Genomic DNA, 24,124 nt, shown 5'->3' on the forward strand with positions numbered 1-24,124 from the left:
CGTTCAATTTTGATTATCATAAATAGGCGTTGATTTTAATTAAATTTTAATCTAAAATGGAATTCGTTCACATTTTTACAATGACATAAACAAAGGGGCGGTATTAATGAAAATTGGTTCATTTATAAAGTTAGGTGGGATCACGGCACTTGCCGCGCTACTGTTAGCTGGTTGTGGTCAAAACAGTTCACAATCCAAAAAGAAAGAGTTGACTTGGGTCCAACAGAGTAACATGACCACGATGGATATTTCCAAGGTCACGGATCAAATTGGCGCCCAAACGTTGAATAACTCTAATGAAGGATTATTGCGAATGGCCGAACATAACCGGGTAATTCCTGGTGTAGCTAAAAACTACACGGTTTCAAAGGATGGTAAGACCTGGACATTTAATCTGCGCCATTCCAAGTGGAGTGACGGCACGCCAGTTACTGCTAAGGACTTTGTTTATTCCTGGCGGCGAACGGTTAACCCAAAGACGGCCGGTCAATATGCGTACATATTCATGAATATCAAAAATGCTGCCAAAATCAACGCTGGTAAGCTTTCACCAACTAAACTCGGCGTCAGAGCGGATGGTAACTATCGGTTAGTGGTGACGTTGAAGAAACCACAAAGCTACTTTAAATATCTGGTTGCCGATGTTGAGTTTTTCCCACAAAAAGCATCAACGGTTAAGAAATACGGCCAAAAATATGGTACAACCAGCAAGGCCATGGTTTATAACGGACCATTTAAGATGACTGGTTGGACCGGTACCAACGACACTTGGCATTTAGTCAAGAATCCACGCTATTGGAATGCTAAGCAGGTTAAATTGGATAAAGTTAACTTCCGGGTTATTAAGACGCCTGAAACTTTCTTGAATGAATATCAAGACAACAAGGTTCAGGTAACACCGCTAAGTGGTCAACAAGTCAAGCAGTATCGCACCAACAAAGATTATGTTTTGAGAAGCAATGCGGCCACCTGGTACTTGGAAATGAATCAGCATAAGTACAAGTTCTTCCGAAATGTTAACATAAGAAAGGCGTTGTCGCTAACAATTGATCGAAAGCAGTTTACCGGTAAAGTGTTAGCCGATGGGTCGATGCCGGCCAAGGGCTTTGTTGCAGCTGATATGTCGACTCGAAACGGTCAGGATTACGCTGATGCGGCTTATGAAAAGGGTGCGGTTGCATCAAACTTGACATTGGCCAAAAAATATTGGGCCAAGGGATTGAAGCAGACTGGTAAGAAATCAGTATCTTTTAACCTGATGGCTGATGATACCGATGCCGGTAAAAAAACAACTGAATACCTGCAAAGCCGTTTCACTAAGCTACCGGGATTAAAGATCACCAATCAAAATATTCCTTATAAGACTCGGCTGGCCCGGTCACAAGATGGCCAGTTCGATATGGTCGTCACAGAATGGATTGCCGACTTCCCTGATCCAATTACCTTCCTGCAGTTAATGCAGTCAAATAATGCTTACAATAATGGGCCGTGGCAAAACAAGACTTATGATAAACTGACTACCGATGCTGAAGGTAAGGATGCTAATCGGCCAGCCGCCCGGTGGCGTGACATGGTCAAAGCCGGTAAGCTGCTTGCTAATCAAGAAGGGGTCATTCCGCTGTATCAACAGGCACAACCTCAACTGGTCAAACCGGGTGTCAAAGGGATTCAATCATTCCCAACGGCGCCACTTTGGGATTGGCGCAACGTCACTGTTAAGTAACGATTGGTGCGCTTCAGGCTGGTCAATTGAAAAATCAAATCAATTTGGTTGGGAACCGGTTCTGATTGTGCTCGGTTGAAATTAATAGAACGTTTGTGAAAAATGTCTCGTCACGTTAAAGTGGTGGGACATTTTTAGTTGATTTGGTGATTAAAAAATGCTCGAAAGATTATCGTGCCACCGGATCTCCAAACAAAAATTATCAATTGATGAATGAAAAGTAATCGTTTAAAATTTAAGTTATCCGCTGTTGCATTTAGCGGTTAGTGAGTTAAAGGGGAGCAAGGGGCCGGTTAGGGAGCGGCCTCCAAAATGAGGAGTGGGTATTTTGAAGAAGACAAAACAGGTGATTCGATTGAGCGGTGTGGCAGTCACACTCGGGTTATTGCTAATCGGGTGTGGGAACCGAAGCTCTAGCAACGGTAAAAAGCAGCCGATTACTTGGATGCAGACGAGTGAATTATCCTCAATGGATATTTCCAAAATGACCGATATGATCTCAGACACGACACTGAACGGCACTAATGAGGGCCTGCTTCGAGTTGTTAAGGGTAATCGGCTGATCCCAGGGGTGGCTAAGAATTACCATGTGTCAAAGGATGGCTTAACGTGGACGTTTAATCTGCGGCATTCGAAGTGGAGTGATGGCACACCGGTGACGGCCAAAGACTTCATTTATTCCTGGCAGCGAACGGTGACACCGAAGACCGCCGGCGAGTTTGCCTATACGTTTGATCATATTCGCAATGCCAAGGCAATTAATGCTGGCAAGCTGGCCCCAACCAAATTAGGGGTCAGTGCACCAAACCCGTATCGGCTGGTGGTGCACTTAACGAAGCCACAGAGTTATTTTAAATATTTGGTATCGCAGGCCTATTTCTTCCCGCAAAAGGCTGCCGCAGTGAAAAAGTTCGGCTCTAAATACGGCACCACTAGCCAGGACATGGTTTATAACGGGCCGTTTAAGTTGACCGGCTGGACCGGTACTAATGATACGTGGAAGTTGGTCAAAAATAATCAGTATTGGCATAAATCCGCTGTCAAACCTAATCAAATCAATTTCCAAGTGGAAAAGGATCCATCCACTGTGATTAATCAATATCAACGAGACAAACTTGATGTGGCAACCCTCAGTGGTCAGCAGGTTCAACAGTATCGTCATAACCGGCAGCTGCATATTCGTAAAAATGCCCAAATGTGGTTTCTCGAGATGAACCAGAAGCGCGAGCCATTTTTCCGGAATCGTCAAATCAGAAAAGCCCTATCGATGATGATTAATCGCCAACAATTTACCAGCAAGGTGTTGGCTGACGGCTCAACGCCTTCAAAGGACTTTGTGGCTTTGGGGTTAGGCAGCCGAAATGGCCGACAGTTCGCAGATCAGGCTTACGTCAAATCAGCCGTGACCCAAAATGTTGCTAAGGCTAAGCGTTTGTGGGCAGCCGGTTTAAAACAGACTGGTCGAAAGAAAGTGACGTATAATTTGCTGGCTGATGACACTGATGCGGGTAAACGAAGCGCTGAATTTATTCAAAGTGAATTGGAAAAGTTACCTGGATTTAAAGTAACGGTGACTAATCTGCCGTTTAAAACTCGGCTGACGCGTTCATCCAACGGCCAATTCGATATGGTTCTCAGCAGTTGGACTGGGGATTATCCAGATCCAATGACGTCGCTATCAAACATGACATCACATAGTTCTTACAATAATGGTAAGTGGACTAATCATCGTTATGATCATTTGATCGATTTAGCAGAAGGTCGGGATGCCAACCGGCCACAACAGCGATGGCAGGATATGATTCAAGCCGAAAAGGTTTTGGCAGCCGATGAAGGAGTGGTGCCACTTTATCAGGCGGCTGTGCCACAGCTGGTTAAGCCGGACGTTAAGGGGATTCAATTCTTCCCCGAATCACCGGAATGGGATTGGCAACAGCTTGAACGAAAGGGTTAATAAAACAAGACTAACAAATTAATGCGTTTTGAAGGTTAAGGTAGTGAAAGCTGCCTTGGCCTTTTTATAATTGCAAAGTTTTTAAACCGATGCTCATTATTTAGGAAGCAAAATGAAAAATACGTGTGATTGATGGTTTAAAACAGTCTTTCAAAAAGATCAAGGGGCGAATTAAAACCCATTAAATCAAGGAAATTAATGAATTTTGAAAATAATGAGCAAAAAGTTAACTAACGCATTGCTTTTAATGGATTTTTAATCTAATATGGATATGTATTATTTGAGAGTAAAAATATATTGAAGGGGAGTTACGTGATATGAAAATTAGTTCAGTTGCGAAACTTGGCGGAGTAGTATTACTCTCCGCGTTGGTATTAGCGGGGTGTGGTAGTAAATCGTCACAGTCAGGTTCAAGTAAACAGAAGTTGAATTGGATGACGCCGACTACTATTTCGACCATGGATCCATCAAAGTCAACTGATTTATATTCTGGCCAAATGATTAATGCTACTGGTGAAGGCTTGCTGAGAATGCAAAAAAATAACAAAGTTGAACCTGGGGTAGCTAAGAACTATTCCGTTTCAAAAGATGGTAAAACTTGGACCTTTAATTTACGCCATTCTAAATGGAGTGATGGGTCGCCGGTTACCGCTAAAGATTTTGTATTTTCATGGCAGCGAACAGTAAATCCTAAGACAGCTTCACAGTATGCTTACATATTTAACAATGTGCAAAACGCAACGAAAATTGAAGCCGGTAAGCTGTCGCCTTCGAAACTTGGCGTTAAGGCCGATGGTAATTATAAGTTGGTAGTTCACCTTGACAAGCCGCAGAGTTACTTTAAATATATGGTTTCACAAGGTTATTATTTCCCAGAAAAGCAATCTGCAGTGAAGAAGTATGGCTCTGGATATGCTACTAATGCTAATAAAAATGTTTACAATGGTCCATTTTTGTTAAAGGGTTGGACTGGTACGAATGATACTTGGCATTTGGTAAAAAACAGTAAATATTGGAATGCCAAAAATATCAAATTACAACGCTTGAATTTCCAGGCAATTAAGGATCCTTCCACTGCTCTTAACAGTTATCAGAGTAATAAGTTGAACTTTACGACTTTGAACGGAACTCAAGTAAAACAATATAAGAATAATAAGGATTATCACGTTTATAAAGAAGCTTCAACTTTCTTCTTGGAAATGAACGAGAAAAAAGACCCCATCTTTAAGAATAGAAATATTCGGCGAGCAATTTCTTTGGCAATTGATCGAAATCAATTTGTTAACAAGGTCTTAGCAGATGGTTCTCAAGCACCTAAAGGTTACGTAGCAGATGGAATGTCGCAGAAAAATGGAAAAGACTTTGCTGATGAATCTTATGTTAAAGATGCCGTTTCATATAATTTGACACAGGCAAAGAAACTTTGGGCAAAGGGGTTAAAAGAAACTGGCAAAAAGAATGTTTCATTTGGATTGATGTCAGATGATACGGATACTGCTAAGCGAAGCACGGAATTTATTCAAAGCCAGCTATCCAAACTTCCCGGATTAAAGATTACAAATTCTAATGTGCCACTTAAGAATCGTTTAAGCCGTTCACAAAATGGTCAATTTGATCTTGTTATTTCTGGTTGGATTGCTGACTATCCAGATCCAAGTAATTTCCTTGATCTGTTTACTTCTAATAATTCTTACAATAATGGTAAGTGGAAGAATGCAAAATATGATGCCTTGGTTAAAAAATACCAGTCCACAGATGCTAATAACGAAAGTGCTCGATGGAATGATATGATTCAAGCTGAAAAGCTTTTAATGAACGATCAAGGAATTGTTCCACTTTATCAACAAGGGCAATCGACTTTAATGAATTCTAAAGTTAAGGGCGTTCAGTTCTTACCAACGTCACCAGAATGGGATTGGACAAAAACTTCAATTAAATAACTGAAACTTGAAAGCTAAAAATTAACCGAACACCTTAGTCGTCCTGGAATAATCCGTCAGAAAATGGAAATTCAAGCTGACACTAATTCCCTGGTCAAAACGGCCGGTAGATGCGTGAGAAAATGGCAGCACTCCTTTGTATCTTTCTTTTGTCAATTAAAGTATACAGCGCAGGAGCCCTTGCGTTTTAATTTTGATCAGAAAAAGCCAAAAATCACGCAATATTGAAGTGATTTTTAGCTTTCAAGTTTCAGTTAAATAACTTAATTACCTAAGTTAAAAGGATCGAGGATAGCTTGAAATTCTCGACCCTTTTTCTTATTATCTTAAGGATTCCTTTGTCTACCAAGAGCGACTCTGTGAATGTCAGTAGCCAAAATTAATTTTAAAAACGTTTTAATTAGTGTCCCAAAGCGAAACTATCATTTAAAATCAAATTTTATAACTTTCTTTTATAAATTATTTTTGTGATTTGGAATTTTAAAAGCCTTGGTTATCAGTGGTTTGTGGTTGCTAAAAGCTCACAAACTCATGTATGGCAGTCTCGTGAGGGTGGTTTAATTCACCAATGTATTGCTTTTAATAAAGTTTTAATTTAAAATATATTCATTGCCGAGTTAGTCAAAAATATATTGAAGGGAAGTATTCACGATGAAAATTAATTCAATCGCGAAGCTTAGTGGGGCGTTATTGCTGTCCGCGCTGGTACTGGCGGGTTGTGGTAGCAAGTCCTCACAATCAGGTTCAAAGAAGCAGGAGTTGCGTTGGCAGGAGTCAGCTAATTTGCCGACGATGGATCTTTCAAAGGCGACGGATCAGGTTTCATCCGAAACGCTTAATGCCACTAATGAAGGATTACTAAAAATGTCGACGCATTCAAAGGTGACACCGGGGGTTGCCAAAAGTTACCAGATTTCTAAAGATGGTAAGACCTGGACGTTTAATTTACGCCACAGTAAATGGAGTGATGGCACGCCAGTCACGGCTAAGGACTTTGTTTATTCATGGCGGCGAACGTTGGCACCGAAAACTGCTTCACAATATGCGTACATATTTGACCATATTAAGAATGCAACCAAAGTGAATGCTGGTAAAGCACCAGCTTCAAGCTTGGGCGTCAAGGCGGTTGGCAACTATAAATTAGTGGTCACACTTAATCGACCGCAAAGCTACTTTAAGTATTTGGTTGCCGGTGCGGAGTTCTTCCCGCAAAAGGCCTCAGTTGTTAAGAAATACGGTTCTAAGTATGGGACTCAGTCAAAATATATGGTTTATAACGGGCCGTTCAAGTTAACCGGCTGGTCTGGGACCAATGATTCTTGGACGATGGTTAAAAATAACCAGTATTGGAACAAGAAGAATATTAAACTTAACAAAATGAAAATTAGTGTTGTAAAAGATCCTTCGACAACGTTAAATCAGTACAATACTGACAAATTAGATGCCATTACACTGACTGGTTCGCAACAGGTTTCTCACTATAAGAATAATAAGGATTACAAGTCTTACTTAAACGCATCAACTTTCTTTATGGAAATGAATCAAAAAAAGGATCCGGTTTTGAGAAATGCCAATATTCGAAAAGCCCTCTCGTTGGCGATTGATCGTCAGCAATTGACTGGCAAAGTACTAGCAGATGGTTCGGTGCCTGCCAAGGGATTGGTTGCATCTAAGATGGCCTATCGAAATGGTAAAGATTATGCTGATCAAGCAGAAGTTAAATCAGCGGATTCACATAATTTAGCTCAAGCCAAGAAACTTTGGGCCAAAGGCTTGAAGGAAGTTGGCAAGAAATCTGTTTCACTGAATCTATTAGCTGATGATACGCAGACAGGTAAGAACACAACTGAGTTTCTTCAAAGTCAGTTGACCAAACTGCCAGGTCTGAAGATTACTAATCAGAACTTGCCATTTAAGACCCGGCTGCAACGTTCTCAAGATGGTAACTTTGACCTTGTTGTTTCGGCTTGGATTGCCGACTTCCCAGATCCAATTTCATTCTTGTCCCTATTTACTTCCAACAACTCCTACAATAACGGAAAATGGAAGAATACACAGTACGATACTTTGGTTAAAAACGCTGAAGGCAAGGATGCTTTGAATGCCGGTAAGCGTTGGGACGATATGGTTCAGGCGCAAAAAGTCTTGATGAATAATCAGGGAATTGTCCCGCTGTATCAACAAAGTACACCAAAATTAATTAAATCCAGCGTTAAGGGTGTTCAGTTCTTCCCAACAGCTCCCGAATGGGATTGGAGCAAGGTGTCAATTAAATAACTTGAATTTGCGATTCAGGTTGACAGTTCATCTTAATTGGAGGCTGGTTATCTACTGTCCAGCCTCTTTTATGTTAAATGGCGTGAATGATTAGAACAATTAGAAATGTGAGGCACTTTTATGGCAAAGTATTTAGGAAAGAGAATCTTTTACATCATTCTGACTTTGTTTATCGTGACCACCATCACTTTCTTTCTGATGAAGTTTATGCCCGGCACGCCTTTGACCAACCAGGCCAAGCTTTCGCCGAGTCAAATTCATCAGATTTATAAGCAGTATGGGCTCGATAAACCGTTGTGGCAGCAATATCTGACCTATTTGGCCGGTGCGGTCCACGGCAATTTTGGGACGTCGTATCAATTTAGTGATCAGCCGGTCTCTTATTTGATCAGCAGTCGATTGGGACCTTCCTTAACCATTGGTGGTGAAGCCATGGTCGTTGGTGTCCTGGTAGGCATCGTTGTTGGGTCAATCGGTGCCGTTAAACAAAACACTTGGATTGACACTTCAGCTACGATTCTGTCGATTCTTGGGGTTTCAATCCCATCATTTGTTTTGGCGGTGTTACTGCAGTATTATCTTGGTCTAAAGTTACGGTTGTTCCCAATTGCGGATTGGGGCGGCTTTATGTACACGGTCTTGCCAACTTTGGCGTTATCCGCGTCGCCGTTTGCTGAAACGGCTCGATTTATGCGAACTGAAATGGTCGACGTGTTGAGTTCTGATTACATCGAATTAGCGAAGGCCAAGGGACTTAATAAGACTGGAATTATTTATCATCATGCGTTGCGAAACAGTTTGATTCCAATTGTCACGATTGTTGGCCCATTGGCCGTTAACATCATGACCGGGTCGATGGTTGTTGAAAACATCTTCTCGATTCCTGGAATCGGGGAACAATTTGTTAAGTCGATTTTGACCAACGATTACCCAACGATCATGGGGTTGGCAATTGTTTATTGTGCGATGCTATGTGTGGTATTGTTGATCACTGACATCCTGTACGGACTGATTGATCCGCGTATCAGAATTACGAAGTAGGAGGGACATTTCAAATGGCAGACAATGCAAAATCAGTTAAAACCGGTGATTTTCTGCCCTTGTCCGATGCGGATCGTTCACATTTGGATAGCGAGAAAATTGCTGCGCCATCATTGACTTTCTTACAAGATTCGTGGCGTCGTTTGCGACATAATAAAGCGGCGATGATTTGTTTAGTCATCTTGGTGATCTTATTTATCTTATCGTTTGGGTCACACTTTTTCCAAACCCATAACCCGAACGCAACCAATCCGGATTTGGCCAATTTACCGCCTAAGATTCCTGGTATTGACATTAATGGGTTTAACGGCACTATCATGCAGTCCGGTACTCGGATTAATGCGTATGCCCAGGCTCATGCTCACTCAGGGACCTACTTCATTTTAGGCACCGATTATCTGGGCCGGGATCTGTTTTCAAGAATTTTATTTGGAACGCGGATTTCACTAACGATTGCGCTAATTGCCAGTTTCTTTGACTTGGCGTTAGGTGTGGTTTATGGAATTATTTCTGGCTGGCTCGGCGGCTGGGTCGATACATTAATGCAACGAATTATTGAAATTATTTTGTCAGTGCCTAACTTAGTTGTCATGGTGTTACTGATTGTGGTGTTAAAGCCCGGTATGTCAGCAATCATCATTGCCATTGCCATTACCAGTTGGATTAATATGGCCCGGTTGGTTCGAGCGCAGACGTTGGAGTTGAAAAATCAGGAATTTGTCCTGGCGGCTCGGACGTTAGGTGAAAGTTCGTTTAAGATTGCGTTTAAGCATTTATTGCCAAATTTGGCCAGTGTGATTATCATTAACTTGATGTTCACCATCCCAACGGCAATCTTCTTTGAAGCCTTCCTATCCTACATCGGAATTGGTGTGAGTGCCCCACAGGCATCACTTGGTACGTTGATTAGTGATGGCCAAAAGAACTTTCAGTTCCTACCATATCAAATGTGGTACCCGGCAATTGTCTTGTCAGTGATTATGATTGCGTTTAATATCTTGGGTGATGGACTGCGAGATGCCTTTGACCCGAAGAGTAATAGGAAGTAGGTGTTTGAGATGGAAAACGAAAATAACGTTCTTGAAGTTAGAAATCTCAAAATCAACTTCAACACGTATGCCGGTAAAGTTCAGGCCATCCGTAACGTCAGCTTTGACCTGCGAAAGGGTGAAACTTTGGCGATTGTGGGTGAGTCCGGTTCCGGAAAGTCGGTGACGACTCGAAGCATTATGGGATTAAACGCCGGTAACGCTGAAATTGCCAGCGGCACGATTATGTTTAAAAACCAAGATTTATTGAAGAAAACCCGTAAGCAAATGGATCAAATTCGTGGGCGCGACATTGCTGAAATTTTCCAAGATCCAATGACCTCGTTGGATCCGACTATGAAGATTGGCAAACAAATCGCGGAACCACTGATTATTCATAAAGGCATGCGGCGAGAAAAAGCGTATGCTCAGGCGCTTGATATGATGAAACTAGTGGGGATCGAAAACGCTGAGAAGCGAATTAACGATTATCCGCACCAATTTTCAGGTGGGATGCGTCAGCGAATTGTGATTGCGATTGCCCTGGTGAACTATCCGGAAATTCTGATTGCCGATGAACCGACGACCGCCTTGGATGTGACGATTCAGGCCCAAATTCTGGATTTGATGAAAGAGCTTCAAGCCAAAACCAATACGTCGATTATCTTTATCACCCATGATTTGGGCGTGGTAGCTGGCATGGCTGATCGAGTAGCTGTTATGTATGCCGGTAAGATTGTTGAGTATGGGACGGTTGATGAAATTTTCTACAACCCTAAGCATCCCTATACATGGGGCTTGCTGAATTCAATGCCAACCATGGACACTTCGGGTACCGAATTACCATCGATTCCCGGAACGCCACCGGATTTACTGAATCCGCCTAAGGGCGACGCGTTTGCGGCTCGAAATAAGTATGCGCTAAAAATCGATACGGAAAAGGAGCCGCCGTTCTTTAAGGTGTCGGATACCCACTATGCGGCCACCTGGCTGTTAGATCCACGAGCACCAAAAGTGACGCCACCGGAACAGATTATTGAACGTCAGAAGCATTTTGCCAAGTTAACCCACGAAGCAATTGACACTAATCGTGACAAACACGTTGAAGAACAGGAGGAACAACTGTGATCGACTATTCAAAAGCAAAGAAAGTCTTACAAGTTGAGCATTTAAAACAATACTTTAACGTTGGTAAAGCCGATGAAGTCCGCGCGGTTGATGACATCTCATTTGACGTGTATCAGGGTGAAACTTTTGGCTTGGTTGGTGAATCCGGCTCTGGTAAAACGACGACCGGGCGGGCAATTATTCACTTGTACGAGCCAACATCCGGGAAAATTATTTTTAAAGGTGAAGATGTTTCCAAGCTGCATTCCAAAGCTCAAAAGCAGAAGTTTCGTCGTGACATGCAGATGATTTTCCAGGATCCGTATGCGTCGTTGAATCCTCGAATGAAGGTTAAGGACATCGTCGCGGAAGGCATTGATATTAATCACCTGGCTAAAAACGATGCTGATCGAACCAAACAAGTGGAAGATTTGCTTGAGACGGTTGGGTTGAACCGGGACCATTCCAGTCGGTACCCACATGAATTTTCAGGTGGTCAGCGGCAACGAATCGGAATTGCCCGGGCGTTGGCCGTTCAGCCGGAATTCATCATTGCCGACGAACCGATTTCGGCACTGGACGTTTCCATTCAGGCTCAAGTGGTTAACCTGCTTAAGAGATTACAGCGGGAACGTGATTTGACCTACTTGTTTATTGCCCATGATTTATCGATGGTGAAGTACATTAGTGATCGAATCGGCGTGATGCATTACGGACGGATGTTGGAAATTGCGTCTTCCGACGAAATTTACGCGCACCCGTTACATGACTATACGGCAAGTTTACTGTCAGCTGTGCCGGTGCCGGATCCGGAATACGAACGGACCCGGCAGCAAATTCCCTATGATGCCAAACAGGAATTTGATGGCAAACCACGACAATTAGTTGAAATTGTCCCACATCACTGGGTGAGGGCCAGTGAAGATGAAATTCCAATGTACAAAGAACGAGCGCGAAAGCATTCGTTATTGAAAAATTAACTGAATTTAGATTAAACAACGAGGATGGGGGCTTTTACCCCTGTCCTTTTTTGTTTGGCGACGGGCAGGATTAACGACTAACCTATCATTGATGTGTCAGGATGGGAAATCACTTTAATTTAAAGCCAAAAAGTTGTTTTCACGAATAAATATACCCGGTTATAAATAATATTTAGTCATTAATTGTTAACCAGGTTTAAGAATGATTTCAATTAATTTTTAAAAGCCAACATTGGCGATTATAATGGGCTTTAGTAGCCGTTAGAAGTCAACGGCCCGCCGTAATCAATTTGTCACATTTGGTAATCTGTGTTAAAGTGTTAACCATTATTTTTATTACCAGAAACGCTTTTTATCAATGCCTTTTGTGGCATAATGGTTAACTAATAAGTTAGGAGTGACCAACTTGTTCTTAAAAATGGAACATCTCACAAAAACGTACAAAGGCGGTAAAAAAGCCGTTGATGATTTTAATTTAACTGTTGAAAAGGGCGAATTTGTCTGCTTTATTGGGACGTCGGGATCCGGCAAGACGACGACTATGCGGATGATTAACCGAATGCTGAAACAAACCTCAGGTGTGATCAAAATTAATGATCAAGATATTAATCAATTAGATCCTGTGGAACTGCGCCGGAAAATTGGGTATGTGATCCAAAATATCGGTTTAATGCCGCACATGACAATTCGGCAAAACATTACGTTAGTGCCTAGATTATTGAAATGGTCGCAGGATAAGATGGATCGGCGAGCCAAGCAAATGATTAAACTGGTTGAACTACCGGAAAGCTTTCTTGATCGCTATCCTTCCGAATTATCAGGTGGCCAACAGCAGCGGATTGGTGTGGTTCGGGCTCTGGCTGCTGATCAAGATTTAATTTTAATGGATGAACCCTTTGGTGCACTGGATCCGATTACGCGTGAGTCGCTACAGGATTTGGTCAAGGATCTTCAGGAACGACTCGGCAAAACGATCATTTTTGTGACTCACGATATGGATGAGGCACTGAAGCTGTCGACGAAGATTGTCGTGATGGACGATGGCAAAATTATGCAGGTGGCGTCACCGGATGAAATTTTACGACACCCGGCCAATCAATTTGTTGAAGAACTAATTGGGCATGATCGGCTGGTCCAAGCCAGACCAAGTATTACGACTGTCGGCCAGATTATGTTGAAAAACGTGGCGTCCACGACCCCTAATAAATTACTGAAAGATGCTTTGCGGGAAATGCATGAGCGACGAGTTGATTCACTGCTGGTGACCGATGATGAAAAGACTTTAAAGGGGCGAATTGACATTGGCGATATTGATTATCACTACCAAACGGCCACCAGTGTTGGTGATATCATGCACCATGACGTCTTTTACGTTTTGTCTAGCTCACTGATTCGCGACACCGTTGAGCGGATTTTGAAGCGGGGATTAAAAAATGTGCCGGTTGTGGACGATCAGAAGCGGTTAGTTGGGATTGTCACTCGCGCGTCAGTCGTCGATATGGTTTACGATGCGCTGTGGGGCACTGACAGTAATCGACACTCAAGCAATTCAAACGACACTGCTGAAAAAGCATCTGCGACAACTAGTCAGGGTGGTGAGTCGAAATGATGTCGTTCTTAGAAACGTATGGTGGTCAACTTTTGGTAAAAACTTGGCAACATATTTACATCTCTGGAATCTCACTCTTGTTGGGTGTGTTGGTAGCTGTTCCTTTAGGCGTGGCACTAACTCGAGCCAAACGGGTCTCAACGATTATCATTTCGCTGGCGTCGATGCTCCAAACGATCCCGGCTCTGGCACTGTTGGCCTTTATGATTCCAATTTTTGGGATTGGTGCAACGCCGGCAATCGTTGCGTTATTCATTTATTCGCTGCTGCCAATTTTGCGAAACACTTACTTGGGTGTTGAGAAAGTTGACCCGACGTTAATTGATTCGGCTAAGGGGATGGGAATGACCAACTGGCAATCCATCACGAAAGTCGAATTGCCATTGGCTGCCCCCGTCATTATGGCTGGTATTCGGCTATCGGCAACCTACGTGATTGCTTGGGCAGCATTAGCATCCTACATTGGTGCCGGCGGTTTGGGTGATTTTATTTTCAACGGCTTAAACCTTTATCGAACTGATTTGATTTTAGGTGGTTCAATCCCAGTCATTTTATTAGCGCTGATTGTTGATTGGCTGTTGGGAAGACTTGAATCGATTCTCACACCGAAAACGGCCCGGACGTAAGGAGGGTCTTAATCGATGAAAAATATTAAAAAATGGTTATTGACAGTGGTGGCACTGGTCGTAGGCGTAATCGGCTTATCCGGCTGTGGGTTTCCGGGATTGGCTGGTACATCAAACGATACGATTCGGATTGCCTCACAAAACACAACCGAGCAACAGATTATGGCTTATATGCTACAGGATATGATTCAGCATGATTCGAAATTGAAAACGACGATTATCAACAATCTTGGTTCCGGTACGGTGAGTTTTAATGCCTTAAAAAATCATCAGGCCGATATTTCCGCCATTCGCTATGTTGGGACGGATTTAACGACAATTTTGGGTAGAAATGCCGACCGGAATCCTAAACGGGCTGAAAAAGTTGTCACCCGTTATTTTAACCGAAAGTATCACATGACATATTTCCCGTCTTATGGTTTCTCTGACACCTATGCGTTTATGGTGACCCAAAAGAAAGCCAAGCAGTTACATTTAAAAACGATTAGTGACTTGAAGAAGCATGCCAGCAAGATGGACGTCGGCATTGATCAAATTTGGTTAAATCGGAAAGGCGATGGGTATGATGGCTTTAAACAGACGTATGGGTTTCAGTTTGGTAAAGTAGATCCCATGCAGATTGGGCTGGTTTATGATGCGGTTGCCGCTAACAAAATGGATGCCGTTTTGGGGTATTCAACGGATGGCCGGATCGGCAGTTATCATCTAAAGTTGTTAAAGGATAACAAGCATTACTTCCCACCATATAACGCCAGTGCAGTCGTGACCAACCAAGCATTGAAGCGGCATCCTGAGTTAAAACCGATTATTGCAAAATTGGATGGCAAAATTAATCTTAAGACGATGCAGAAATTAAATTATCAAGTCGATAATAATCTAGTGGAGCCGGAAGTGGTTGCCAAACAGTTCTTAGAAAAACATCATTATTTTGAAGGGAGTGGCGATTAATGCAAAATGCCGGGATTTTGAAACAGTTTATCTATTACTATCAGCAAAATGGTGCCTATGTACTATCGCAGTTTGACCGCCATTTCTTGATTTCAATTTATGGTGTTTTACTGGCTGCTATTGTTGGCATCCCAATTGGCATTTTTATTGCCCATCATCATCGGCTAAGCGGCTTGGTGATTGGGGTTGCCAACGTGATTCAAACGGTGCCTTCGTTAGCAATGCTGTCAATTATTATGATTGGGTTGGGCCTCGGCGTGAATACGGTCATCGTTACCGTCTTTCTCTATGCGTTACTGCCGATTATTAAAAATACGTATACAGGCATGAAAAACGTTGACCCTAGTGTCTTGGATTCCGGCACCGGAATGGGGATGACCCGATTTCAGTTATTGCGATTGGTTGAATTGCCACTGTCACTTTCAGTAATTATGGCTGGCATTCGAAATGCTTTAGTGCTGGCGATCGGGATTACTGCCATCGGCACATTCGTTGGCGCCGGTGGTCTTGGAGATATTATTATCCGCGGGACTAACGCCACTAATGGTGGGGCAATCATTCTAGCTGGTGCACTGCCCACTGCCTTAATGGCCATCATTTCCGACCTGGTACTGGGCTGGATTGAAAAAAGAGCCGATCCAACCCGCTAAACGAGGATTTCAATTCGAATTAGATTTATTAAAGATACAAAAGGGATCGCAACTTGCGATCCCTTTTGCTGGTTAAACTAAAGCCAATTTTAAACGTTTTGACTGACATTATTGAAATAGTCAACTGAATAATGGTTGCCATCCCAATTGACCTTTGTCACACTACCGTTTTTGGTGGAAACGTTGACCGGAATATCGCTGAAATGGCTGACGACGTTGCGGATCAGCGTACCATGAGTGGCAATTAATAGCTGGTCGCCATCTTGGGCTTCCTTGACAACTTGGTCAATTGCCGGTTGCAGGCGTTGCCAAAATTTTTGACTGGTTTCGGCATCCCCGTACGGATCAGCAGCTGCAATTATATCCTCAGCTTTATCAATTCCATATTCGGCAATCATTTCATGAAATGAGTTCAGGCCGCGGGGACCGCCAATAATGTGCCAGGTTTTGACATCATCTTCACCTTCCCAATAGCCAAAGTTCAATTCACGAAAACCGGCTAGCGGGGTGGTTGTTTTAACTGTTGACGGGTTTTTAGATAAAATCAAGCGACCGGTTTCAATTGCCCGTGGTAAATCACTGCTGTAAGCGGCGTTAAAGTGAATAGATTTTAAACGATCGCCGGCATCAAGGGCGTCGTTAACCCCTTTTTCGGTAAGTGATGAATCGATAACGCCTTGAATGCGATGATATTTATTTAAGTATGTTTGACCATGACGAACGAAATACAACGAAATTGTCATAGAGAACCTCCATTTAGCATAATTGTTTGAATTACCATTATTGTAGCATAACCGGCTGAAAGAGTGGGAGTAAAGGACGCCAACTTAAGAAAGGTGGTTGATTAAGTGACAAATGGTGCAGAATCAAAGGATTGATTTTTAACCGATTTCGGTGTTAGCTAATGGTTAAGATTAGCAATAAGTAATCAAAAAGTACTGATTGATATCAATAAGACGAAATTTCCCATAATTATTTTAGGACATGATAAAATGACAGCGTCAAAGGGGAATATTATTATTTTATTGTAGCATAACAGGTTCATTAATATTGGTTTTGTACGCACTTTTTTGAAAGCGCTTAACCGGAAACCGGTTTATCAAAATTTTAAAAGTTTTTTATTTGGAGTTAAAGTTAAGGGGGTGTTGCTAATTGACCGATTTATTTTGGGGAAGACAAAGATACCATGATTGTCAGGTAGGACTAACCAAATTTGATTATTTGAAATTAATCGAGTGGATCAATTTAATGCGGATATAATAGCCTTTATTATTCAGGGGGAGATTAAATTGGCAAAGCATCACCCAGCGTTGAAAAATAACGTGATAAATGAAAAACAACATTACAAAATGTATAAGAGTGGTAAGCACTGGCTGTTTGCGGCGATTACGACGGTCACCTTTGTGGTAGGTGGCGCTGCCGGTATTAATGACAAGTCAGTTGCCGCCGATGAGTTAACAACTACTGAAACGCAACAGTCAGTCAATAGTGATTCAAGTTCGATTAACGCAGCTGCAACAACTCAGCAGGTGACGGTTCCTTCAGCTGAAAATAAGTCAGCCGACACTGAAACGTCAACATCTGGGAATAACTCAACCACCGCTGCAACGCAACCAACCGAAACAACTAGTTCATCACCTGCGTCATCAACCGCTCAGCCGGCTGCCGAGGCTACTCACCAAGCGACAACTGAGCATTCCTCAACGGTACCGGCTTCATCGGCAAGCCAGGCGACCCAAAGCACAAGTCAAAATAATGGCCAACAACCGAGTCAGCCAACAGCAGTTAGTGAAGCTAGCCAGACGAGTCAAACGAATCAACCAACCAGTACCGTTCCTAAATCGGCAACGCAAGTTAATGTGACCCAAGCATCGGTTAACTCCGGTGCAGGGAAGGCGGCTGTGGCCTCTTCAACAACAGCTCAAGTAAATCAGGCTGCGCCAGCCGCTAAGACTTCAGCTGGTTCGGCCAGTGTTGCAACTTCATCATCCGCGTCGTTAGCTGATTCAGCGATCACGCAGCCAGCTCAAACGGCAACGAGCACCGCAAGTTCAGCGATTTCAAAAAATGAAAGCGCTTCATCAGCAAACCGACCAACTTCCAGGGCAGTTAGTGCGGCTGTCACCCCACCTAGTGATCCCGCCGCCACTTCTGGTAGTTCGCTTGCGCCAGCGTCTTCAAATGGCGCAAAAGTGGCTGCGGAACCAGCTGATCGGCCAGCGGCTTCACCAGCGGTCTCAATTGCCAAGGCCGAGAAATATGATGGCAAAACCAACGGGGTTGCAGTGGCCGCTTCCAAAGCAACTGAGACGACTGGCCCTGATAGCGCCAATTCAGCAGTAACTTCAACTGAAACAACCGAAACGGCTCAGTCAATTGCCTATCAATCCTACCTTGAGACGTTGAAAACGGTGCCACCGATCGCCAGCAATTATACGGATCAATCCTATAGTCAGTTAATCAACGTCATTAATAATTTAAACCATTTAACAGCTGCTGCCGGGCCGACTGCCCTGCAAGCTGCAACAGCAATGATTAAGCAAGCCGTTAATGAGTTGATTTTAACGGCTGCCAGTGATGGCAAGCAAATTACCACGGCGGTTTTAAATGACGCAGTCACGGCTGCCAACACGACTTATCCAACGACGGATTCGGCAAATTATACGTCGGCGGCCTGGGAAACTTACACCAAAGCTTTAAAGGCCGCAACCGGTGTGGCTGCGGACCCAACAGCGACTGGTAATCGAGCAGCCGTCATGTATAAAAATTTACAGGCAGCTATGGCAATCTTGGCTGCTTCAAGTACCAAAGCAGTGATGGCGCCCTATACTGATTTAGCTAAAAAAGCCAAGACAGCGATTGACAGAGCCGGTTCCTATACAGCAGAATCAATCAAAGCTTTGACCGCGGCCAGTGAAGCCGCCAAAAATCTAACTGATACAACATCTGCCGATACCGCTCAAAAGGTAATAGCGCAATTGTCAGCAGCAATCGATCATTTAGTGCCGGCTGCAAGTTTAGTTGATTTGTCAATAACAATTGATACAGCTGCACCAATTTATCAGGATACCAAGGCAATTGGAAACTATGATTCGGCCAGCTGGTCAGATTTTGCCAGCGCCTACACGTACGCCGCCGCGGTTTTAAATAATAGTGGTGCCACGGCTGACCAAATTAGTAACGCCACCGTGTCTCTCAAGCAAGCCGTTCAGTCTTTAAAGGATCATGATCGAACCACTTATGTTAATCAATTAAATGACGCCATCGTGGGTGGTACAGCACTATTAGCAGTCGGTGACGGCACCGCTTTTGACTCCTCAACGACCAAAGAATTAAGTCAGGCCATTTCTTCTGCCCAGGAAGTGCTTAAAAAGGCATCAAGTTCGCTGGATGAAGTGGTTGATGCCACCAATCAGATTAAGACGGGCATTAATGGATTAAAAACAACTTTCCAACTGACAGTTGACAAGTTGGATAACTTTATTAAAACGGCTACGGGAATTGGATCGACCGGGACTTCAGCAGTGACAACCGATTCTTACAATGCATTATCTCAGGCACTGGCTGCGGCTCAGTATGCTAGATATAATGATGCGAATACGGTCATTTTGGCTGAAGACGTGGCCAAGCTTCAAAGTGCGATTTGGAATGCCGTCCCAGCTAACCAGTCGGCCGCAACCGTTAAAGCCGATTTGAAGAAGGCATTGACTGCGGCACAAAAGGTGACGAAAGATCCGGCAACCATTAAGACGTATGCGGCCGAGTCGGTCGATAACTTGAACAATGCAATTGCGGTTGCCATCGCAACTTTGGATAGTGGGACGACTGATCCGGCAACGCTTCAAGTTGCTTATAATTTGATTAACTTTTATGCGACCAACCTGGGTAAACGTGACGGGGCTAGTTGGAATTGGGGCGTCAACACCTATTTTTATATTCTTGGGGAAACTCAAAAGAACGCTAATACAGTTAATCGTGATGGCACAATCACGTTTGGCGATTATAGTAAAATTGATTCATTTTTAGGCATGAACTACGGGCCGGCTTATACGACAGTTTATACGCTGCCAAGTGCGCTGACCACCTTCTTTAAGAGTCCAAATTGGCAGAATTATGTCAAAGTAGCCTACTATCAGGCAGGTGGATCCGCCAAAGTGGCAACGCCATTGACTAAAAACGGGGCACTTGATCCAAGCAAATCGGTTGCATTGGCTGATGCCATTAACGCCGGCGCCTTTCAGGCAACGGCCACCAGCAATTCCGCCGGTCAAACCGTCCTGACGATTTATAGTCCGGTGGTTGGTGGCGGGACCAGTGCGACCAGCTACCTGTTTACGTTGGATTTAAAAACGTGGTCCGCTGATACCGGTTATTATCTGCCACGGGTGACGTTGGATCCAACCAACAGCCGACCAACCGACATCAGCGCCGCTAACGATCTGACAGTAATGGCACTGCCAACCGGGTTTAATTTCTCACTCTTTGGGACAAAACCCAGCAAAACGGATTCAACTACGTTTGCGAATCGATTTGTCACCACTTCCGATAGTACTCAAACCGGACTTGACTGGAGCGGCAAAGCAACGGGCGGATTAGCAGTGCTGTCAGCTGGCATTCAAAGTGCGGTGCCGGCCATCACACCGATTGATTTAACCCACCCAATCACTCAAGGGGTTAACACAATTACTGGTCAACTTGATTCGGCTGATTGGTCCGCGGCTGTTTCATCAAATAATCAGGGTGACCGTTTACAATTAGTGGTTACCAATCAAACAACCGGCCAAAAAGTCGTTGTCCCGATTAATTCGGATGGGTCCTTCTCGGCGTCGTTTGGGACTCAAAGTGGTGATACAACGATTGGCACCACCCTTAATGCCGGCGATGTGATTCAAGCCCAGGTTCAGCGGGTAAGTGCTGCCGGTCAGGTAACCTATGGGACGGTAGGGATTCTGAGCCCAGCAGTATCAGCGGGCCAGACACCATTTGTCAACATTGATTTTAAGACCGTTAGCCAAGGGTCACAGTTGCTTTCCGGCACGATCACCAGTCTGACACCGGTGGGGACGGCCTTTAATGCCGCCATCACCAATCCTCAGACTAACCTGCCGCCAGCCGGTGATCTAAACGTTTATACGGTCCAAGTGGTCGTGTACAATTCGAATGGGTCACGCGCCTATCAATCAACGACGCAAACCAGCGCTGATGGTAAATGGGCAATAACGATTCCGGCTTTGGCAATCGGTCAATTTATTGATGCCACTGTCCGGGTTCAAACAGGAATTTCAACCGGCACAGGGGATAATCAACCAAGTGGCACGACCGTTAATAATCTCCGAACGACGGTTACGGGGCATTTCTACGTACCAACTAATACGGATGAACTAAGTGCTGCAATTTCAGCAGCTGGACAAACGGTGACGGCCGGCCAGCAAACCACGCCGGCAACGATGGAAGAATGGCAAACACTAGTCTCACAACTTAAAAGTGCTCAAGGTGTTTTAACCGCAGCTCAATCGGTTCGTAATCAAATCACGACAGCCAAGGCGGTTAGTCAAAGTGAGGTTGATGCGGCCGCTAGTGCTTTGAGGGATGTCTTGACCAAAACGATGAAGAGCACGTCGGGATTAACCCAGGCGATTAATGCGGCAAGTCAACTTCAACCAACTGATTATTCACCGGATAGTTATCAGGTTGTCAAGCAGGCGTTGGCCGAAGCTCAGGGGGTTAAAAATAAAGCTGAAACTGATTTGGAAGCGGTTAGCTCAACGGATATATTAACCACCATGAACAACTTGAACCAAGCAGTTAAACAACTGGTACCCAAAGCCAACCTTGACGCGATTACTTCAGCCGGCGCAGTAGCTGCCGAGCAAGCTAAATTGGCGGATCAAGCTGCCCAATCAGCCGTTACTGCTAATCAGGGGACTCGAACTGCCAGTGACGCGGTTAAATCAGCAATTAAAGCTGGTGATTTGAATGCGGCCCAGGCAGCGGTTCAAACGGCCACAACTGCTAAAGATCAAGCGGCCAGTGCTGCTGCCGACGCTCAACAGGCGGCTGCTAAAGCGATCGAAGCGGCTGCATCAGTTGCCGAATTAGCCAAAACAATCAGCCCAGCCGACGCTTCGTTTGCTGACGCGCAAAAATTGGTCTCAGCCGCCAATGAAGCTGCCGACCAGGCCAAAGCCAATGCTCAACAGGCAACCCAAGCAGCCAGTGAAGCAGAAGCAACGCTTAAGACTACTGAAGCGGCTTACAATCAGGCGGTTACTGACGCCAAGACGGCGAGTGACCAAGCCGAGGCAACGACTGCTAAAGCAGCTGAAACTGCTGAGGCCGCTGCCGCTGATGCTTCGACAGCCTATCACACGGCTTCGAATGCGGTAAATTCAATAAACGCGGCCGCTGTTTCAATTAGTTCGGCTCAGACGGCTGATCAGGCCAAGCCCGCTGTTGACGCGGCGACTGCAGCAGCAAAGCAGGCTGCCGATGCTGCACAATTAGCTGAAATTAAAGCTGCTGAGGCGGCCAAAGCAGCAAAAGCGGCTGCCGATGCCGCTAAAATGACTCATAACTCGACGACGGCCACCGATGCCGCTAATCGGGCAGCCCAAGCAGCCGCCGAGGCAGCTCAGACAGCAAAGGCGGCTAAAGAACTAGCTGATTCAGCTGCTAAAACTGCCAATCAAGTAGAAACAGCTTACAACAAATTGACACCTAGCGGCACATCTGAGACTGGTGGTACGACGATTAATCCGAATGATAATCAATCGGCAACCAATTTAGAAACCAATGTTGCCAACGCCGCTAAAACCGCTTTTGATGCGACTTCGACAGCCTATAATGATGCTGCTAAAGCTAATCAAGCTGCTAATACCGCCTTGGCTGAACTGGCTGGCGCTAAAACGGCGACTGCGGCTCAAGCAGCTCTGGATGCGGTTCATGCTGCGGCAAACAATGCACTTGTTGCTGCCACGACGGCTACGCAAAATGCCGGTAAAGCAACCCAGGCAGCTGAAATGGCTGCAGCGACTGCCAAAACGGCCGGTAATGCTGCCATGAACGCGACTGCCGCCACCGCTACTACCTGGGCAAATCAAGCAGACAACTTGGCAAAGAGTGCCACTAATTTGGCAACTACTGCGGCTCAAACCGCGGCCAACGCTGCTAAAATTTACGCAGATGTGATGCTTAAATTGACGACAAATGGCAGTGCAAATGGCAGTGGAACCACGCCAACTCCTTCAACATCGACTAATGCTAATCCAAATTCAGGTAATTCAAACGCCAGCAACTCAGCGTCTGGTGGCAGTGGGGTGGTTGGTTCAATCGTGAGTTCAGATAACGATAATCGGAAACAGCCATCGACTGCCGGTGACACTACCAGTGTTGCTTCGAACCAGAGTGGTGATGTGCATTATTCAACGATTGTTGACAGTATTGCCGACAGCCAGCTAAACCGTTATTGGACTTCCAAGTCTAATCATGGCACATTACTGACGAAGAGAGGGCTCTATCGGTATACCGCAACTGGTCAGCGACTGAACTATATTTCAGCGGGCACTATTTTGCATGTTCAACAAGTTCAGCGAGTTAGTCAACGAACTCAGTTGGTATTGACGGATGGCACCCATGTGACGGGTCGAAAGACATTTAGTAATTTTGTGACGGTTGGTCAAAACTACAATGATGATCTTTACGATGGCTTGATTTATTACGTTGGCCATCAAAATGGTTTGTTTGAGTATTCAACCAAAGATTTTAAGAAGGTTAACCGAGGCCGTCACATTAAGGTTGGCACGGTGCTTCACGTTGCCCGAATTGTCAAGGCCGGGCGGACCACGCGGTATCTTCTCACCAATGGCCAATATGTCACCGCAAATCGGAAATTCGTAAAAAAAGCCAAAATCAGTGCCAGTTATTATACGGGTAAATTGACTGGGAGAACCATCACGGTGAAGACACCAAAAGGAATTTCCAGTTATCAAAATGCCGGATTGTCTTCCAAACAGTTAAAAGGATTGAAGATCGGGACAAAATTAACGGTTAAACGAATTGTTAAAGTAGGCCACACAACCAGGTTCCAATTGACAGATGGTCGTTACACCACGGCAAGGACTAGCGAATTTAAAATTACTAAGAACCCCGTTGCTCTCAAACTGAAATATAAGCTGCCAACTTTGTGATTTCTAAAGCATCTACTGGACTCACCCTCTAAAACATGCTAAACTATTAAGCTAA

Annotated in this window: 14 protein-coding genes; 13 read left to right on the top strand and 1 reads right to left on the bottom strand. The window is 44.3% G+C overall.

Going from position 1 to position 24,124, the window contains the following annotated elements; all coding sequences use genetic code 11:
* Nucleotides 1-106: 106 nt before the first annotated feature.
* From ED605_RS05480 to ED605_RS05535, 12 genes are all read left to right on the top strand, one after another.
* Nucleotides 107-1,723 carry a peptide ABC transporter substrate-binding protein gene (locus ED605_RS05480; protein WP_121977897.1) on the top strand — a complete coding sequence of 539 codons (1,617 nt, stop codon included), beginning with the start codon at nucleotides 107-109 and terminating at the stop codon, nucleotides 1,721-1,723.
* Nucleotides 1,724-2,051: 328 nt separating this feature from the next.
* Nucleotides 2,052-3,677, top strand: coding sequence for a peptide ABC transporter substrate-binding protein (locus tag ED605_RS05485; RefSeq protein ID WP_121977898.1), 1,626 nt, complete (start codon nucleotides 2,052-2,054; stop codon nucleotides 3,675-3,677).
* Nucleotides 3,678-3,994: 317 nt separating this feature from the next.
* Complete coding sequence (locus ED605_RS05490; RefSeq protein WP_121977899.1) at nucleotides 3,995-5,617, top strand: peptide ABC transporter substrate-binding protein; 1,623 nt, start codon at nucleotides 3,995-3,997, stop codon at nucleotides 5,615-5,617.
* A 651-nt stretch (nucleotides 5,618-6,268) separates the two neighbouring features.
* On the top strand, nucleotides 6,269-7,894 hold the full coding sequence (locus tag ED605_RS05495) for a peptide ABC transporter substrate-binding protein (protein ID WP_121977900.1): 1,626 nt from the start codon (nucleotides 6,269-6,271) through the stop codon (nucleotides 7,892-7,894).
* Between the two features lie 120 nt (nucleotides 7,895-8,014).
* The gene (gene opp3b / locus ED605_RS05500) at nucleotides 8,015-8,935 is read left to right on the top strand and encodes an oligopeptide ABC transporter permease (protein WP_121977901.1); all 921 of its coding nucleotides are present in this window, start codon (nucleotides 8,015-8,017) and stop codon (nucleotides 8,933-8,935) included.
* A gap of 14 nt (nucleotides 8,936-8,949) precedes the next feature.
* On the top strand, nucleotides 8,950-9,984 hold the full coding sequence (locus tag ED605_RS05505; RefSeq protein ID WP_121977902.1) for an ABC transporter permease: 1,035 nt from the start codon (nucleotides 8,950-8,952) through the stop codon (nucleotides 9,982-9,984).
* Between the two features lie 9 nt (nucleotides 9,985-9,993).
* Entirely contained in the window at nucleotides 9,994-11,091 is a 1,098-nt protein-coding gene (locus ED605_RS05510) for an ABC transporter ATP-binding protein (protein WP_121977903.1), read from the top strand.
* On the top strand, nucleotides 11,088-12,050 hold the full coding sequence (locus tag ED605_RS05515; protein ID WP_121977904.1) for an ABC transporter ATP-binding protein: 963 nt from the start codon (nucleotides 11,088-11,090) through the stop codon (nucleotides 12,048-12,050). The genes ED605_RS05510 and ED605_RS05515 overlap by 4 nt, the downstream gene beginning before the upstream one ends.
* Nucleotides 12,051-12,468: 418 nt before the next feature.
* Nucleotides 12,469-13,659 (top strand): betaine/proline/choline family ABC transporter ATP-binding protein, encoded by a 1,191-nt coding sequence (locus ED605_RS05520; protein ID WP_162919757.1) that lies wholly within the window; start codon nucleotides 12,469-12,471, stop codon nucleotides 13,657-13,659.
* Nucleotides 13,656-14,285 carry an ABC transporter permease gene (locus tag ED605_RS05525; RefSeq protein WP_121977906.1) on the top strand — a complete coding sequence of 210 codons (630 nt, stop codon included), beginning with the start codon at nucleotides 13,656-13,658 and terminating at the stop codon, nucleotides 14,283-14,285. Before ED605_RS05520 ends, ED605_RS05525 begins: the two co-directional genes overlap by 4 nt.
* A gap of 15 nt (nucleotides 14,286-14,300) precedes the next feature.
* Nucleotides 14,301-15,233 (top strand): osmoprotectant ABC transporter substrate-binding protein, encoded by a 933-nt coding sequence (locus tag ED605_RS05530; protein WP_121977907.1) that lies wholly within the window; start codon nucleotides 14,301-14,303, stop codon nucleotides 15,231-15,233.
* Entirely contained in the window at nucleotides 15,233-15,883 is a 651-nt protein-coding gene (locus tag ED605_RS05535; protein ID WP_121977908.1) for an ABC transporter permease, read from the top strand. The genes ED605_RS05530 and ED605_RS05535 overlap by 1 nt, the downstream gene beginning before the upstream one ends.
* Before the next feature lie 89 nt (nucleotides 15,884-15,972).
* Here the strand turns inward: ED605_RS05535 and ED605_RS05540 are convergent, their stop codons facing one another.
* Entirely contained in the window at nucleotides 15,973-16,626 is a 654-nt protein-coding gene (locus ED605_RS05540; RefSeq protein ID WP_121977909.1) for a histidine phosphatase family protein, read from the bottom strand.
* Between the two features lie 546 nt (nucleotides 16,627-17,172).
* On the opposite strand from ED605_RS05540, the gene ED605_RS05545 reads away from it, so the two are divergent.
* The gene (locus tag ED605_RS05545; RefSeq protein WP_121977910.1) at nucleotides 17,173-24,069 is read left to right on the top strand and encodes a DUF5776 domain-containing protein; all 6,897 of its coding nucleotides are present in this window, start codon (nucleotides 17,173-17,175) and stop codon (nucleotides 24,067-24,069) included.
* Nucleotides 24,070-24,124: the final 55 nt, after the last annotated feature.

Origin of the sequence: Lentilactobacillus raoultii (assembly GCF_900411375.1) — a bacterium.
GTDB classification, from domain to species: Bacteria; Bacillota; Bacilli; order Lactobacillales; family Lactobacillaceae; genus Lentilactobacillus; species Lentilactobacillus raoultii.